General features: G+C 73.9%; 15 protein-coding genes. 12 read left to right on the forward strand and 3 right to left on the reverse strand.

Features of this window, described 5'->3' with window-relative positions; genetic code table 11:
• The first annotated feature begins 267 nt into the window (after positions 1–267).
• The 7 genes from EES43_RS18355 to EES43_RS18385 all read left to right on the forward strand — a co-directional run bounded on the left by EES43_RS18355 (position 268) and on the right by EES43_RS18385 (position 8284).
• Complete coding sequence (locus EES43_RS18355) at positions 268–1146, forward strand: bifunctional methylenetetrahydrofolate dehydrogenase/methenyltetrahydrofolate cyclohydrolase (RefSeq protein WP_124269699.1); 879 nt, start codon at positions 268–270, stop codon at positions 1144–1146.
• Between the two features lie 20 nt (positions 1147–1166).
• Entirely contained in the window at positions 1167–1907 is a 741-nt protein-coding gene (locus tag EES43_RS18360; protein WP_124269700.1) for a DUF3017 domain-containing protein, read from the forward strand.
• A gap of 461 nt (positions 1908–2368) precedes the next feature.
• Positions 2369–3490 carry an XRE family transcriptional regulator gene (locus tag EES43_RS18365; RefSeq protein WP_124269701.1) on the forward strand — a complete coding sequence of 374 codons (1122 nt, stop codon included), beginning with the start codon at positions 2369–2371 and terminating at the stop codon, positions 3488–3490.
• Positions 3491–3697: 207 nt separating this feature from the next.
• Positions 3698–4687, forward strand: coding sequence for a malate dehydrogenase (locus EES43_RS18370; protein ID WP_124269702.1), 990 nt, complete (start codon positions 3698–3700; stop codon positions 4685–4687).
• A gap of 298 nt (positions 4688–4985) precedes the next feature.
• On the forward strand, positions 4986–6875 hold the full coding sequence (locus EES43_RS18375; RefSeq protein ID WP_124269703.1) for a hypothetical protein: 1890 nt from the start codon (positions 4986–4988) through the stop codon (positions 6873–6875).
• 110 nt (positions 6876–6985) lie between these two features.
• Positions 6986–7327, forward strand: a complete 342-nt coding sequence (locus EES43_RS18380) for a hypothetical protein (protein WP_124272048.1) — start codon at positions 6986–6988, stop codon at positions 7325–7327.
• 3 nt (positions 7328–7330) lie between these two features.
• Entirely contained in the window at positions 7331–8284 is a 954-nt protein-coding gene (locus tag EES43_RS18385; RefSeq protein WP_124269704.1) for a serine/arginine repetitive matrix protein 2, read from the forward strand.
• A 52-nt stretch (positions 8285–8336) separates the two neighbouring features.
• Here the strand turns inward: EES43_RS18385 and EES43_RS18390 are convergent, their stop codons facing one another.
• Complete coding sequence (locus EES43_RS18390; protein WP_124269705.1) at positions 8337–8852, reverse strand: carboxymuconolactone decarboxylase family protein; 516 nt, start codon at positions 8850–8852, stop codon at positions 8337–8339.
• A 47-nt stretch (positions 8853–8899) separates the two neighbouring features.
• Here EES43_RS18390 and EES43_RS18395 point away from each other — a divergent pair, with 47 nt between their 5' ends.
• Positions 8900–10309: a MocR-like pyridoxine biosynthesis transcription factor PdxR gene (locus tag EES43_RS18395; RefSeq protein WP_124269706.1), complete on the forward strand. Its 1410-nt coding sequence runs from the start codon at positions 8900–8902 to the stop codon at positions 10307–10309.
• 52 nt (positions 10310–10361) lie between these two features.
• Here EES43_RS18395 and EES43_RS18400 read toward each other — a convergent pair whose 3' ends face one another.
• Entirely contained in the window at positions 10362–11285 is a 924-nt protein-coding gene (locus EES43_RS18400) for a DMT family protein (RefSeq protein ID WP_124272049.1), read from the reverse strand.
• Positions 11286–11421: 136 nt separating this feature from the next.
• Between EES43_RS18400 and EES43_RS18405 the strand changes: the two genes are divergently transcribed.
• Together EES43_RS18405 and EES43_RS18410 are read left to right on the forward strand one after the other, a co-directional pair.
• Positions 11422–11694 (forward strand): hypothetical protein, encoded by a 273-nt coding sequence (locus EES43_RS18405; RefSeq protein WP_124269707.1) that lies wholly within the window; start codon positions 11422–11424, stop codon positions 11692–11694.
• Positions 11695–11699: 5 nt separating this feature from the next.
• On the forward strand, positions 11700–12887 hold the full coding sequence (locus EES43_RS18410; protein WP_124269708.1) for a glutathionylspermidine synthase family protein: 1188 nt from the start codon (positions 11700–11702) through the stop codon (positions 12885–12887).
• A gap of 100 nt (positions 12888–12987) precedes the next feature.
• Here EES43_RS18410 and rocD read toward each other — a convergent pair whose 3' ends face one another.
• The gene (rocD, locus tag EES43_RS18415) at positions 12988–14193 is read right to left on the reverse strand and encodes an ornithine--oxo-acid transaminase (protein ID WP_124269709.1); all 1206 of its coding nucleotides are present in this window, start codon (positions 14191–14193) and stop codon (positions 12988–12990) included.
• 238 nt (positions 14194–14431) lie between these two features.
• Here rocD and trpS point away from each other — a divergent pair, with 238 nt between their 5' ends.
• On the forward strand, positions 14432–15499 hold the full coding sequence (gene trpS, locus EES43_RS18420) for a tryptophan--tRNA ligase (RefSeq protein ID WP_346774296.1): 1068 nt from the start codon (positions 14432–14434) through the stop codon (positions 15497–15499).
• Between the two features lie 121 nt (positions 15500–15620).
• Positions 15621–16211, forward strand: coding sequence for a 2'-5' RNA ligase family protein (locus EES43_RS18425; RefSeq protein WP_124269710.1), 591 nt, complete (start codon positions 15621–15623; stop codon positions 16209–16211).
• Positions 16212–16225 lie beyond the last annotated feature (14 nt).

Raw genomic sequence — 16225 nt, forward strand, 5'->3', positions numbered from 1 at the left:
GGCTGGCCGGGCTGCTGCCCGTACGGGTTGTTCGGGTCGCCGAAGCTCATAAGGGGTGTTCCTCAACTCGCGTGTGGGGACGGATGGCCACACGGAGGAAGGACAGCGTCAGCGGCACGCCCCCCGTGCAACCGCGATCCTCATCGTTGTGAGGCCCGGTCGCGTTTGTCCAGCCCGGAGCCCCAGACGTTGTGCAAGTGCAATCTCGTGCACGTCGGGGGCGCAGGCAATTGGTCTGCGGGCGGGGTCATCCGCGAGGATGGGACCATGACTGCCCAGATTCTCGATGGCAAGGCCACCGCTGCCGCGATCAAGTCCGATCTGACCGTCCGTGTGGCGGCCCTCAAGGCCCAGGGCATCACCCCCGGCCTGGGAACCCTGCTCGTCGGCGACGATCCGGGCAGCCGGTGGTACGTGAACGGCAAGCACCGCGACTGCGCCGAGGTCGGCATCGGCTCGATCCAGCGCGAACTCCCCGGCACCGCCACCCAGGAGGAGATCGAGGACGTCGTACGGGAGCTGAACGCCGACCCCGAATGCACGGGTTACATCGTGCAGCTGCCCCTGCCCAAGGGGATCGACACCAACCGGGTGCTGGAGCTGATGGACCCGGCGAAGGACGCCGACGGGCTGCACCCGATGAGCCTGGGCCGCCTCGTCCTGAACGAGACCGGCCCGCTGCCCTGCACCCCGCAGGGCGTGGTGCAGCTCCTGCGCGCGCACGGCGTGGAGATCGACGGGGCGCACGTCGTGGTCGTCGGCCGGGGCGTCACCATCGGTCGGTCCATCCCGCTGCTGCTGACCCGTAAGTCGGAGAACGCCACGGTGACCCAGTGCCACACCGGCACCCGCGACCTCTCCTCCCACCTGCGGCAGGCCGACATCATCGTCGCCGCCGCCGGAGTGCCGCACCTGATCAAGCCCGAGGACGTGAAGCCGGGCGCGGCCGTGCTCGACGTCGGCGTCAGCCGCGACGAGAACGGCAAGATCGTCGGAGACGTGCACCCGGGCGTCCGCGAGGTGGCCGCCTGGGTCGCCCCGAACCCGGGCGGCGTCGGCCCGATGACCCGCGCCCAGCTGCTCGTCAACGTGGTCGAGGCGGCCGAGCGGACCGCCGCCGAGGCCACTGACCCCGCCGCGGGCTGACCGGAACCGGAAGGAACCCCATGGGTGCTGGTACGAGCCCGGCCGACCCGGCTCCGGCGGGCGCGGGCGAAGGTGCTGCGGCGAAGGACGTGGAGCGCGTGCGGGGCGTCGTCGGAGGCGGCAGCGCCGTCAGCGGCGTCAAGGGCGTGCGCGACCCGGAGCGGAGCGTCTCGTCCGCCGTCGTGGGGCGCGCCGCCGAGGCCGGTTCCACCGTCGGTGAGCCGACGGACGACGAACAGGCGGACGGGGCCGGCGACGGGTCCAGGGACGGATCGGCGGACCGGGCCGGTGACGGGTCCAGGGGCGGATCGGCGGACGGGACCGGCGACGGGACCAGCGACGGGGTCGCGGGCGGGCCGGCCCGCAGGTCCCGGCGTTTCCCGTCGCTGACCCGGGACACCGCGCGTCCCGAGGGCGGCGGCCGGGCCGCGCCGGGCGACGCGCCCGCTCCCGCGAGGCAGTGGCCCCTGCTCACCGTGCTCTGCACGGCGGGCGTCGGCCTGCTCGTCGTGGCCTTCGACCCGTTCGAGGCCGCGTTCCGCGTCGGCGCCATCCTGATCGGACTGGCCCTGATCACCGGCGCGGTGCTGCGCTGGGCGGTGCCCTCGGTGGGCATGCTCGCGGTGCGTTCGCGCTTCACGGACCTGGTTACGTACGGGCTGATGGGCACCCTGATCGTGCTGCTCGCGCTGGTGGCCCAGCCGCATCCGTGGCTGGACATCCCGGTCCTGGAGGACGCGGTCCACTTCACGATCCGCTAGCAGGCGCCCCGTTGATCGGCCGGGGGGACGGGGCCCTCGCCGGTCGGGCCGGGGCGATACGCCCTGAAGCGGGACGGGACGGGCATCCTCGGCCCGTCCCGACTCGGGCGGCATGTGCGCGGAAGGCCGGAACCGGACGACGCTGGGGCCTGTGGCACGGAAGTGACCATTCCGCACGCTGTGATCGTGGCCCAACGGTGGCAGACTGGCACGGCGCACGGAGCAGTCGAGGGCGTACCGGCGCGAGCGGACGCGCGTACCGGACCTCACGCTCCAGTGCGCCCCCTCGCCAGGAACTGACACCCTGGCACAGCGCATCCTCCTGGGCAGTCCGGCTGAAGAGTCCGCGACGGGCGAGCGACGGACGAGCGGCGGACGCGGCCGAGGGGGAGCGCGGGCCGGCGGAGCCGGCCGCAATGGGCGCAGCAAGCACGTCCTGGGACCACAAGGGGGGAAAAGCGATGCCTCGTTGGAAGGCACTGCCCGAAGAACTCGACCCGCAGATCAGGGAGTTCGCCGGCCAACTGCGCAGGCTGGTGGACCGCAGCGGGCTGAACATCGACGCCGTGGCCGACCGTACGGGCTACAGCGAGACGTCCTGGGAGCGGTACCTCGACGGACGGCTGCTCCCTCCGCGCGGAGCCGTCGTCGCCCTCGCCGAGGTCACGAACACTCCCCAGCACCACCTCTCGACCATGTGGGAGCTGGCCGAACAGGCGTGGAGACGCGCCGAGATGCGCCACGACATGACGATGGAGGCCATCCGGGTCAGCCAGGCCCGCGCGGCGCTCGGCGCCGGTTCCGCCGCCGCGCCGTCCGCCGCCGCGCCCTCCGCCGCCGGAACGGGCCCGGCGGGCGGAACGGACCCCGGCGGCCACGGCGGCCACGGCTCCCATGGGTCCCACGGCCAGGGAGTGCCCGCCCAGGGAGCGCCCGGCCACGCGGCGTACGCCTACGGCGGCTACGGCGGCTACGGCGACGACGGGCGCGCGCCGTCCGTACCGGTCCAGCGAGGCGGGGCCCCGCAGACGGCCGAGCAGCCGCGATCCGGGCGGCGGTCCGACCGGGGCTCCGGCGGCCGGGGCCCGGGAGGCCGCCGCAAGACCGCCAGGTTCGTCGTGGGCCTGACCGGCGCGCTGCTCGTGGCCGTCGGCGCGGTGCTCCTCGCACCCAGCGGCGACGAGCCGGCCAAGGCCGCACCCTCCGCGTCGGCCACCCCGAGCACGGCCGCGCCCGAGCTGCCCGTCGGCGTCGAGTGCAGCGGTGACGCGTGCACCGGGAAGGACCCCGAGGCGATGGGCTGCGGCGGCCAGTTCGCCCGTACGGTGGCCAACGCCACCGTCGGCACCAGCCGCGTCGAGGTCCGCTACAGCGAGATCTGCGCGGCCTCCTGGGCCCGGCTCACCGAGGCGGCCCCCGGCGACACCGTGCGGATCACGTCCGGCGCGGGCGGGCAGGACGGCACGGTCCGGGGCGAGACGGACGCGTACACGCCGATGGTCGCGGTGAGGACGGCGGACGGCGCGAAGGCGTGCGCGACCCTCACCTCCGGTACGCGGGGGTGCGCCGAGGGGCTGGAGTGAGGACGCCCGGCGCGCGGCGGCGCGGCGGCGGGTGCGCTGTGTGACCGGCTGTGTGCGGTGCCACAGGGGGCCGGGCGGTCGGGGGCGTCCGGGTCCGATAGCCTGACCGCTGGATGTCTCTTCACGTCAAGATTCAGAGGTGTCCAGCAAGAGGGTCCGGCACCAGGGGCCGGGACCCCCACCGCCAGCTGTCTAACGGAGACCGCCATGACCCGCACTCCCGTGAATGTCACCGTGACCGGCGCAGCCGGCCAGATCGGCTACGCGCTGCTCTTCCGCATCGCCTCCGGCCACCTGCTCGGCCCGGACGTGCCGGTCAACCTGCGCCTCCTGGAGATCCCGCAGGGCCTCAAGGCCGCCGAGGGCACCGCGATGGAGCTCGACGACTGCGCCTTCCCGCTGCTGCGCGGCATCGAGATCACCGACGACCCGAACGTCGGCTTCGCCGGTGCGAACGTCGCCCTGCTCGTCGGCGCGCGCCCGCGCACCAAGGGCATGGAGCGCGGCGACCTGCTCGCCGCCAACGGCGGCATCTTCAAGCCGCAGGGCAAGGCGATCAACGACCACGCCGCGGACGACATCAAGGTCCTCGTCGTCGGCAACCCGGCCAACACCAACGCGCTCATCGCGCAGGCCGCCGCCCCCGACGTACCGGCCGAGCGCTTCACCGCCATGACGCGCCTCGACCACAACCGCGCGATCTCGCAGCTGGCCGCCAAGACCGGCGCGGCCGTCTCCGACATCAAGAAGCTGACGATCTGGGGCAACCACTCGGCCACCCAGTACCCGGACATCTTCCACGCGGAGATCGCCGGGAAGAACGCCGCCGAGGTCGTCGCCGACGAGGCGTGGCTCGCCGACACCTTCATCCCGACCGTCGCCAAGCGCGGGGCCGCGATCATCGAGGCGCGTGGCGCGTCCTCGGCCGCCTCGGCCGCCAACGCCGCCATCGACCACGTGCACACCTGGGTCAACGGCACCGCCGAGGGCGACTGGACCTCGATGGGCATCCCGTCGGACGGCTCCTACGGCGTGCCGGAGGGCATCATCTCCTCCTTCCCGGTCACCACGGCGAACGGCCGCTACGAGATCGTCCAGGGCCTGGACATCAACGCGTTCTCCCGCGCGCGCATCGACGCGTCGGTCAAGGAGCTCACCGAGGAGCGCGACGCCGTCCGCGAGCTCGGCCTGATCTGACCGTACGGACCCGGACCCGGTCCGGCCCCGGCGGTCCGTCCGCCGGGCCCGCCGCCCGTACCCCAAGCGCCCCCGGCAGTCGTCGTCGCCGGGGGCGCTTCGCCGTTCCGGACGATGACTTCATGGCCGACAATCGCCTCCCCAGGGCGGCAGGCCGCCGTTACATTGGCACCTTTCGCTCGTCGGGCCGTCCTCGGCTCCGGTCCGCGTCCAGCCCGTGTTCCACGCCGCCGCCGCGGCCCGAACGCCGGGGAGGAGCCGGCGGAACGACGACGACTCCAGAGGAAGAGGAGACCGGGTGACCGGGAGTGCCGTGCCGCGTCCGTCGCAGGGCCAGGACGATCTGCTCGGGAAACCGCCCGTGCACCCGGCCGCGAGCGAGGCCGGCAGACTGCTGTGCGCCGGGGTCCACCTGCACGACGGCTACCGCGACGCCGTCATCGACCAGCTCTACGTCCAGGAACAGCGCATCGTCGCCCCCTCCGCCGGCTTCGACGCCGCCCGGGTCCTGGCCCACGCGCTGCGCGCCCGCCGCACCGAACTGGGCTGGGCCGCGGGCATCCTGGCCGCCTGGCTGCTGGGCGCGGTCCTCACCCGGGGCGTGATCGGCGCCTTCTTCCTGCCGTGCGTCCTGCTGGCCGTCGCGCCGTGGATCCGGGGAACCGCGCACAATCCACCGGTCTACCGGCGGGTTCCGGCCTTTCTCCTGCGCTGGTACGGCAGGTTCATCCTGCTGGCCGTCGGGCTCTGGGTGTTCGGGAGCGCGATCGCCGACCTGTTCGCCGACGACTCCGACGACTCCGACGGGTACGACTCCTACGACTCCTCCGGCGCGTACGACTCCGGCTCGGGCGGGTTCTCCGACGGCGTGCCGGACGTCTCCGACCTGGGTCCCGGCCTGTTCACCGGAGGCTTCGCCGAGGGCGGCTCCGGTCCGGCCTGGGCGGCGCTCTTCTTCCTCGCTCTGATCGCCGGTCTGGTGGGCCTCCAGCGCGGGCAGTTCGCCTGGGTGATGACGGAGGAGCTGTCCCGGCGGAACTTCCCCGACCTCGCCGCAGACCCGGCCGAGCGGGCTCCGGGGGCCCGCTTCCGGCGGCTGCGGGAGCGCATCCGCCTGGAGCAGCACGCCCCGCTCGTCATGTACGGGTCCGAGGACCCGTTCTGCGGATCGGGCCGCGCCTACCGCCCGTGGAACCTCGCCGTCGAACTCCGGCCCGCCGGGGACGGACCGGCGGAGCCGATCGACAACGCGAGCATCCTGCGCCGGATCGTGCCGCTGCTGGAGGCCCTGCGGATCCCCTCCCCGCACGGCTCGCCGGAGGGCGCGGCCGCCGTGCGGGACCGGCTGCGCGAACTGGTCGTGGACGAGTGCGTCTTCCTGCCGGTGGTGGGCATGCCGCGGCGCGAGGACGCCCCGTACGGCCCCGAGGAGTTCGCGTCGCACCGCAGCCGCGCCGTCGAGGAGGGCGGCGAGAGCCGGCGCCACTTCCTGCGGGTGCGGGTCGGCGGCTGGAACGAGGAGGTCGTCGTCACCGTCTTCGTCCGGGTCCACACCCAGGGCGGGATGCTGATGCTGGAGGTGGCCCCGCACGTGCTGATGCCGGTGCACCCGCTCTTCCGCGACGCCGACCGGATCGCGCACCGGCACCGCAACAACAACTGGTTCGGCAAGGCCGTCTGGGCGGCGACCCGTACTCCCGCCTCGCTGGTCCGCTCGATCGTCACGCTGGGGCGGGGCGCGGCGAGCGGCTGGAAGGTGCTCACGGCCGGGAACGGCGGCGCGCTGGCGGACGGGCCCGCGTTCTCCGTCCGGGAGCTGGGCTCCGACGATGAGGCGTCGCTCTTCCAGGCCATGGACGTCAACCGCTACCTGAAGTCCGTCCAGGACCGGGTGAACGGCGGTGTCCGGCTGGCCCTGCGTGAAGCGGGCTGGCAGACCGACGAGTTCGAGCAGAAGATCGTGAACATCGGCGCGGGCGGCGTCTTCATCGAGTCCGCCCGGGACAGCGCCATCGGCATCGGCGACCACAACGACATCCGGCGCACCGGACCGTCCGCCCCGGCGGACCCGGGCCGCACCACCGGGCTGCGGAAACCACCCGGCGGACAGCCGGGCCCGTCCGGCCCGCGCACTCCGGGCGGCCCCACGCCCGGCCCCGACCCCCAGCCGAAAGCGGGAGAGAAGTGACCGGCCGCATCCCCGACGGACAGGCGTTCTCCGACGGACAGGTACCCCCGGGCGGACAGGTACCCCCGGGCGGACAGGCGCCCCCCGGCGCACAGCCGCCGCCGCGCACCGTGCACATCGGCACGGTGACCGGCAGCGCCTTCGCCGTCGGCGACCACAACACCGTCACCCAGCACCAGCACCCGGGCCCGGCCGACGAGGGCCAGGCCGAACTGCTGCGGGCCGTCCGCGAACTCCGCGCCGACCTGGCCCGGTTCGTCGCCACCGACACCACCGAGATCCTGGACGCGGAGCTGGTCTCGGTCGAGGACGAGATCGAGAGCGCGGGAGCCGCGGCCCCGGGCCGCCTCGCCCGGCTCCAGCAGGCCCTGACGGCCGCGGGCGCGCTCACCGGAACACTCGCCTCCGGCGTCGCGGTGGCCGAGTCGCTGTCCACCCTGCTGGGAGGCTGAACGATGACCGGGGGCGGCCGAGCACGCTGGAACGACGAGACCCAGAGCTGGGAGACCGAACAGCCGCGGACCTGCACCCCGCCCCCACCACCGCCGCCCGCCGGACCTCCGGTGGTGCGGTCGGCTCCGCCCGGACCGCCGGTCCCGCCCGGACCTCCGGCCCACGCGCCGGATCAGGGGCCGTACGGACCCGGGGGCGCGGCCTACCCGCCGACCGGGCCGGACGGCCTCCCCGCGCAGGACGGGACGCCCGCCGGGCGGTCCTTCCGCGCGCGGACCACTCCGCTGACCGCCGGGCTCGCCGTGGTGGTGCTGGCGAGCGGGGCGGCGGCGCTCTGGTTCGCGCTGTCCGGCGGGGACGACGGAGCGCGCGACGACGCCCGGGGGCGCACGTCCAGCGCCGTCGCCGACACCACCGGAGAGGCCGCGGACCCGGCGGCCGGGGGCGACGGGGCGACCGCGCCCGACGCCTCCGCGCCCGACGCGCCGCCGGAGTCGTCCGGACCGCCCGCCGGGTTCGCCGTCCGGGATGACGCGGAGGGCTTCCGGATCGCCGTGCCGCAGGAGTGGGGCGAGCGCACGCGCGCCTCCGGCGGCGTGTTCTACCGGCCGGCCGACGGCACGGACCTGCTCCAGGTGTTCCGGGTGTCCGAGCCGGGCATGACGGCTCTGGACGCGGTGCGCGCCGCCTCCGAGGAGCGCAGCGTCAACCCCGGCTTCGAGGAGGTCCGCATCGGCGCGGTGGACGCCGCCGGCGGCGAGGCCGCCGAGCTGGTGTACGCGTACGACAGCGAGGAGGCGGGAGGCCGCCGGCAGGTCGCCGAGCGGGTCTTCACCGCCGCGGACGGGCGGCTGTACGCGGTGCTGGTCGCCGCCCTCGACGCCGACTGGCCGCGCCAGCAGGAGGTGCTGGACATCGCCGTCCAGCACTTCGACCCGTACGGCGACCCGTTCTGACGCGACGCGACGGCCGGAGCGCGCCGGAGTGCGCCGGAGCGCGCGGCGCGGCTCAGTGCTTGAGGTCGCCCGGCGTGTAGTGGCCGGGCGCCTGCCGGGTGGAGACGCCGAAGCGGTTCCAGGCGTTGATCACCGTGATCGCGGCGATCAACTGGGCCAGTTCGGTCTCCTCGAAGTGCTCGGCCGCCTTCGCGTACACCGCGTCCGGGACGAAACCGTCGGTCAGCACGGTGACCGCCTCGGTCAGCTCGATCGCCGCCAGTTCCTTCTCCGTGTAGAAGTGCCGCGACTCCTCCCAGGCGCTGAGCTGGATGATCCGCTCGACGGACTCGCCCGCGGCGAGGGCGTCCTTCGTGTGCATGTCCAGGCAGAGCGCGCAGCGGTTGAGCTGCGAGGCGCGCACCTTGACCAGCTCCAGCAGGACCGGGTCGAGCCCCTTCCGGGCAGCCGCGTCCAGCCGGACCATCGCCTTGTAGACCTCGGGCGCCAACTTGGCCCAGGGCAGCCTGGCCGGCTCCTCGGGGGCGTACGGGGAGTGCGTGCCGTGGTGTTCGTGTGTCGTCGTCATGAGTACGACGTTACGACTCGGGTGGCACACCGCTATGGTCCATTGCCATGACGGATTCGTGGGCCACTTTCGGGGCCGACCTGCATCTGGACCCGGTCGGCACGGGGCTGCGCAGCGGACTGCGGGAGGCACTGCGCGAGGCGGTGCGCAGCGGCCGACTGACCCCAGGCACCCGCCTGCCGTCCTCCCGGGCGCTCGCCGCCGACCTCGGCGTCGCCCGCAACACGGTCGCCGACGCCTACGCCGAACTGGTCGCCGAGGGCTGGCTCACCGCCCGGCAGGGCTCGGGGACCCGGGTCGCCCGGCGGTCCGCGCCGCGCCGGGCGGACCCGGGGGCCGACCGCGCCCGGATCGGCCGCCCCGCGCGGTCCGGCCCCGTCCACGACCTGAAGCCGGGCTCGCCGGACGTGTCCTCCTTCCCGCGCGCCGCCTGGCTGCGGGCCGCCCGCAGGGCGCTCACCGGCGCGCCGGACGAGGCGTTCGGCTACGGGGACGCGCGCGGGCGCGCCGAACTGCGCACGGTGCTCGCCGACTACCTGGCGCGGGCGCGCGGTGTGTACGCCGACCCGGAGCGCATCGTCGTCTGCTCCGGCTTCGTCCACGGGCTGACCCTGCTGGGCACGGTGCTGAGGCGACGCCGCGTGCGGGCGGTCGCCGTCGAGTCGTACGGGCTGGACCTGCACCGGGGCCTGCTCGTCGGCGCCGGGCTGCGCACCCCGCGCCTGCCGCTGGACGGGCTCGGGGCCCGCACCGGGGAGCTGGCCGCCCTGCACGGGGCCGGGGCGGCCCTGATGACGCCGGCGCACCAGTTCCCGACGGGCGTACCGCTCCACCCGGACCGGCGGGCCGCCGCCGTCGACTGGGCCCGGTCGCACGCGGGGCTGATCCTGGAGGACGACTACGACGGGGAGTTCCGCTACGACCGGCAGGCGGTCGGCGCGCTCCAGGGCCTGGACCCCGAACGCGTCGTCTACCTCGGCACCGCCAGCAAGTCGCTGGCCCCCGGGCTGCGGCTGGGCTGGATGGTGCTGCCCCGCGCCCTGGTGGCGGAGGTGACCGAGGCCAAGGGCTACTCCAACTGGACGCCCGGAGCTCTCGAACAGCTGACGCTCGCGGAGTTCATCGCCTCGGGGGCGTACGACCGGCATGTGCGGTCCATGCGGCTGCGCTACCGGCGTCGCCGCGACCAGTTGGTGGCGGCCCTCGCCGAACGCGCGCCCGGCGTGGAGGTCAGCGGGATCGCCGCCGGACTGCACGCGGTGCTCGAACTCCCGGAGGGCGCCGAGCGGTCAGTGATCCAGGCGGCGGCCTTCCAGGGGCTCGCGCTGGAGGGCCTGTCCCGCTTCCGGCACGACGACGCGCCGCCCGGCCGGGACGGACTGGTGATCGGCTACGGCTCGCCGTCGGACAGCGCCTGGGCGGGCGCTCTGGACGCGCTCTGCCGCGTGCTGCCGTAGAGACGCGGCGGGACCGCCACCGCCCCGGCCCCGCCCCGGCCAGGCGCGACGGTCAGGGACCCGGCGGCCCGCCCGCCCTATCCGACCCGGACCCTGACCCGGACCCTGAATCCGACCCCGACCCCGACCCCGAATCCGCCCCGGCCCCCGACCCCGGTTCCGGCGCCTCGCCGAAGCGGGCCAGGGCCAGCGAACCCGCCACCGCCACCGCGAAGCCGGTCACCGCGAGCCAGTCCAGCCCCGCCCGCGTCCCGTCGCCCAGCCACACCACCCCGACCAGCGCGGGGCCGACCGTCTCGCCCAGCACCATGCCGGCCGTCGCCGTGGTCACCGAGCCCCGTTGCAGCGCCGAGGTCAGCAGCAGGAACGCGGCCCCACCGCCCAGCAGCAGCCCGTAGGCCGCCGGGTCGGTCACCAGCGCGACCGGCGCCGGATCGTCGATCAGCCGCACCGACACCTCGACCACCCCGAAGCCGAACCCCGAACCGAGCCCCAACGCCGCCGCCCGCCGCCTCCCGGGCAGCCGCCCGGCCACCGCCCCGACGAGCAGCACCCCGAGCGCCGCGGCCGGCATGGCCCACGGCAGCCACGCCGGGCCCGGATCGTGCCCTTCCGCTCCGGAGGAGAGCGCCAGCATGCCCAGCCCGGCGCAGACCACGCCCACCGCCGCCCACTCCGTACCGCTCAGCCGGACGGACAGCAGCCGGGCCGCGACCACCGCCGTGACCGCCAGGGACGAGGCCAGCGCCGCGCTCACCGTGTAGATCGGCAGCGAACGCAGCGCCACGATCTGGAGGACGAAACCCAGGCCGTCCAGGGCGAGTCCGGCGACGTAGCGCCACTGGCGCAGCGCCCGCAGCAGCAGCGCCGGATCGACGCCCGCCGCCGGACCCGGCCGGGCGGCGGCCCGCGCGGCGACGGCCTCCAGGACGGAGGCCGTGCCGAAGCAGACCGAGGCCCCGAGCGCGCAGATCATCCCCAGAAGCACATAAGGAATGTACCGGGCGGAAGTTGGGGAACCGGGTTTCGATCCGGCCGACCGTCCAACTAATCTGACAAGAGGTCCGGTGAAGGTGGATGCCGGACGCGTACCACGGGGGAGAAACCGGAACATGGCCAAGCGAAGGCTGAGGTCGAGCACCGTCGCGCTCGGCGGCATGGGACTGCTCGCGCTGACGATCACGTCCTGCGGATCGGAACCGGACCGGCGCTGCGCCGACCGGCAGACCCAGAAGACCCTGCCCAGTTCCGAGTGCCGCACCGGCGGCAGCGGTTCGTACTACTACGGCGGCAAGAGCGGCAAGGGCAAGGTCACGGGCGGCAGTTTCGACAAGTCCGCGGTGGAGCGCGGCGGTTTCGGCTGCTCCGGATCGGGCGGCGGCTGACCGCCGTGGAGCGCCGCACCATCGAGCCGCGCCCCGGCTGGCAGCAGACCGTGGAGGCGCAGGGGCTGGTCTACCCGCTCACCCGCTACCCGGACGGATCGCTGCGCCCGTACTGGGACGAGAGCGCGTACTACGTCTTCTCGCTGCCCGAGGTCGAGGCACTGGAGGAGACCGTCGAGGAGCTGCACGCGATGTGCCTGGCCGCCGCCGCGCACATCGTCGAGCACGACCGCTTCGCCGACCTCGGCATCACCGATCCGCGGCTGGTGCGCCTGGTCGCCGAGTCCTGGCGCCGCCGTGCCGAACTCCCCTCGCTCTACGGGCGGTTCGACCTGTGCTACGACGGGAGCGGCCCGGCGAAGCTGCTGGAGTACAACGCCGACACCCCGACCTCCCTGGTCGAGGCCGCCGGCCCGCAGTGGTTCTGGATGGAGGAGCGCTTTCCCGACGCCGACCAGTGGAACTCCCTGCACGAACGCCTGGTCGACGCCTGGCGGCGGCAGGCGCCGCTGCTGCCGCCGGGGCCGCTGCACTTCGCGCACTCGGACGGCGACGAACTGGGCGAGGACCTGATGACGGTCGCCTACCTGCGCGAGACCGCCCGGCAGGCGGGGATCGACACCGAGGCGCTGTCCGTCGAGGAGATCGGCTGGGACCGGCTGAGCGGCCGGTTCGTCGACGACCGGCTGCGCTTCATCCGCAGCTGCTTCAAGCTCTACCCGTGGGAGTGGCTGACGACGGACCGCTTCGGACCGCGGGTGCTGGACACGCTCGACAACGGCGGTTCCACCGGCACCACCTGCTGGATCGAGCCCGCCTGGAAGATGCTGCTCTCCAACAAGGCGCTGCTGGCGATCCTGTGGGAGCTGTACCCCGGACACCCGCACCTGCTGGCGTCCCACCTGGACGGCCCGCGCGAGCTGGCCGGTCCCGGCGGGCCCGGTTACGCGTCCAAGCCGCTGCTGGGCCGCGAGGGCGCCGGGGTGGAACTGCACGGGCCCGGCTCGGCCGCCGAGACCCGTGACGAGCCCTGCTGCTACCAGGAGCTGGCCCCCCTGCCCGACTTCGACGGCAACCGGGTGGTGCTCGGGGCCTGGGTGGTCGAGAGCGAGGCGGCCGGCCTCGGCATCCGGGAATCGGCGGGACCGGTCACCGACGAGTACGCCCGCTTCCTGCCCCACGTCATCCTCTGAGGGCCGCCGCCCGCCCCGCCCGAACCCGCCGAGGCCGCCCGCCCCGCCCGTAGCCGCCGGGGCCGCCCGCCCCGCCCGTAGCCGCCGGGGCTTCCGCCCGTCAGGCGCCCAGCACCGCCCGCAACCGGTCCAGGCCCCAGTCCAGATCCTCCTTGGAGATCACCAGCGGCGGCGCGATCCGGATCGTCGAGCCGTGGGTGTCCTTCACCAGCACGCCCCGCTCCATGAGCCGTTCGGAGATCTCCCGGCCGGTGCCCAGCGCGGGCGCGATGTCCACGCCCGCCCACAGCCCCCGGCCGCGGACCGCGTCCACCGTGCCGCCCCCGGCGAGCACCCCCAGCTCGCGGTGGAGGTGGTCGCCCAGTTCGGCGGCGCGCTGCTGGTACTCGCCGGTCCGCAGCATCGCGACGACCTCCAGCGCCACCGCGCACGCCAGCGGGTTCCCGCCGAACGTGGAGCCGTGCTCGCCGGGCCGGAACACCCCGAGCACCGCCGCCGAGGAGACCACCGCGGACACCGGCACCACACCGCCGCCCAGCGCCTTGCCGAGCACGTACATGTCGGGCGCCACGCCCTCGTGCTCGCACGCGAACGTCCTCCCGGTCCGGCCGAGCCCCGACTGGATCTCGTCCGCGATGAACAGCACGTCCCGCTCGCGGGTCAGCTCGCGCACCCCGGCCAGATAGCCGGCGGGCGGCACCAGCACGCCCGCCTCGCCCTGGATCGGCTCGATCAGCACCGCCACGGTGTTCTCCGTCATCGCCTCGCGGAGCGCGGTGAGATCCCCGTACGGCACGATCTCGAAACCCGGGGTGTACGGGCCGAAGTCGGCGCGTGCCTCCGGGTCGGTGGAGAAGCTGACGATCGTGGTCGTACGGCCGTGGAAGTTGTCCGAGGCCACGATGATCTTCGCCATGCCGTCCGGCACGCCCTTGACCCGGTAGCCCCACTTGCGGGCGGTCTTCACCGCCGTCTCCACGGCCTCCGCGCCGGTGTTCATCGGCAGCACCGTCTCCATGCCGCACAGCTCCGCCAGGCTCGCGCAGAAGTCGGCGAACCGGTCGTGGTGGAAGGCCCGCGAGGTCAGCGTCACCCGCTCCAGCTGGGCCTTGGCCGCGTCGATCAGACGCCGGTTGCCGTGACCGAAGTTCAGCGCCGAGTAGCCGGCGAGCAGATCGAGGAAGCGCCGCCCCTCGACATCGGTCATCCAGGCGCCCTCCGCCGAGGCCACGACGACCGGCAGCGGGTGGTAGTTGTGCGCGCTGTGCGCCTCTGCCGAGGCGATGGCGTTCTCCGTGATCGACACGGGATCTCCGTTCGTCGTGCGGTGCGGGCGCGGGGTGGTGCCCACTTTGTATCGTCGGTCGCATCCCGCGCCGGGAAACCTCCGCCCCGGCGCCGTGCCCGCCGTCGCACGCCCCGGCGGCCGGAATGTGTGCTTCGTCTCAAGCATGCGCCTGCGGGCTCCAGACCCATGCGGGTATGCCCGGTTGCGCCCCGCACCGGCTGCCGGAGATCGTCTCCGTACCTGAGACAATGGACGCATGGCCTCTGATCGCCCCTCGCTCCCCACCGACCAGCCGCAGACGGGCCGCACCGGTGCGGCCTCCCGTCCGCGTGTGCTCTCCGGGATCCAGCCCACCGCGGGCTCGTTCCACCTCGGCAACTACCTGGGCGCGGTGCGTCAGTGGGTGGCGCTGCAGGAGTCCCACGACGCGTTCTACATGGTCGTGGACCTGCACGCGATCACGGTGCCGCAGGACCCCGCCGAGCTGCGGGCCAACACCCGCCTCGCCGTCGCGCAGCTGCTGGCGGCCGGCCTGGACCCGGAGCGGTGCACGCTGTTCGTGCAGAGCCACGTGCCCGAGCACGCGCAGCTCGGCTGGGTGATGAACTGCCTCACCGGCTTCGGCGAGGCGTCGCGGATGACGCAGTTCAAGGACAAGTCCGCCAAGCAGGGCGCCGACCGGGCCACCGTCGGACTCTTCACCTACCCCGTCCTCCAGGTCGCCGACATCCTCCTCTACCAGGCGGACCAGGTCCCGGTCGGCGAGGACCAGCGCCAGCACGTAGAGCTGACCCGGGACCTCGCCGAGCGGTTCAACGGCCGCTACGGGCCGACGTTCACCATCCCGGCGCCGTACATCCTCAAGGAGACGGCGAAGATCTTCGACCTCCAGGACCCGGGGGTGAAGATGAGCAAGTCGGCCTCCACGCCGAAGGGGCTCATCAACCTCCTCGACGAGCCGAAGACCACGGCCAAGAAGGTCAGGAGCGCCGTCACGGACACCGACACGGTGATCCGTTACGACGCCGAGAAGAAGCCCGGCGTCAGCAACCTGCTGACCATCTACTCCACGCTCACCGGCAGCACGGTCGAGGAGCTGGAGCGGCGGTACGAGGGCAAGGGCTACGGTGCGCTGAAGACCGACCTCGCCGAGGTCATGGTGGAATTCGTCACCCCGTTCCGGACCCGTACGCAGGAATATCTGGACGACCCGGAGACGCTGGACTCCATCCTGGCCAAGGGAGCGGAGAAGGCCCGGACCGTCGCCGCGGAGACCTTGGCACAGACGTACGACCGGATGGGATTCCTGCCCGCCAAGCACTGAGTCCCGACCGGCACCGAGTCCAAGGTCCCTGGCGAGAACACGGCCCGAGGGGCCACACTTGCGGCGGCACGACACTTGCGGCGGCGACCGAAAACCGCCCTTCGACGACGAGGAGAACGACGTGGGGACCGTAACGCTCGGCGTTTCGATCGCGGTCCCGGAGCCCTACGGCAGCCTGCTCCAGGAGCGGCGCGCGAGCTTCGGGGACCCTGCCGCCTTCGGCATTCCCACCCACGTCACCCTGCTCCCGCCGACCGAGGCGCAGGCGGCCGACCTGCCCGCGATCGAGGCCCACCTGGAGCGGATCGCCACGGCCGGGCGGCCGTTCCCGATGCGGCTGTCGGGAACCGGCACCTTCCGGCCGCTCTCGCCGGTGGTCTTCGTACAGGTCGTCGAGGGCGCCTCGGCCTGCTCCTGGCTCCAGAAGCGGGTCCGGGACGCCTCCGGGCCGCTGGTGCGCGAGCTCCAGTTCCCGTACCACCCGCACGTCACCGTCGCGCACGGCATCTCCGAGGAGGCCATGGACCGGGCCTACGAGGAGCTCTCGGACTACGAGGCGGCCTGGACCTGCGGCTCCTTCGCGCTGTACGAGCAGGGCGCGGACGCGGTCTGGCGCAAGATCAACGAGTTCCCGTTCGGGGCCGGGGGCGGCACCCCCGCCGTCCCGGCCCAGGGCGGCTACTCCGTCGACGCGCCCTCGCTGCGCCCCTGACCGCCGGGGTCCGT

Source organism: Streptomyces sp. ADI96-02, assembly GCF_003846185.1.
In the GTDB taxonomy this organism is placed as follows: domain Bacteria; phylum Actinomycetota; class Actinomycetes; order Streptomycetales; family Streptomycetaceae; genus Streptomyces.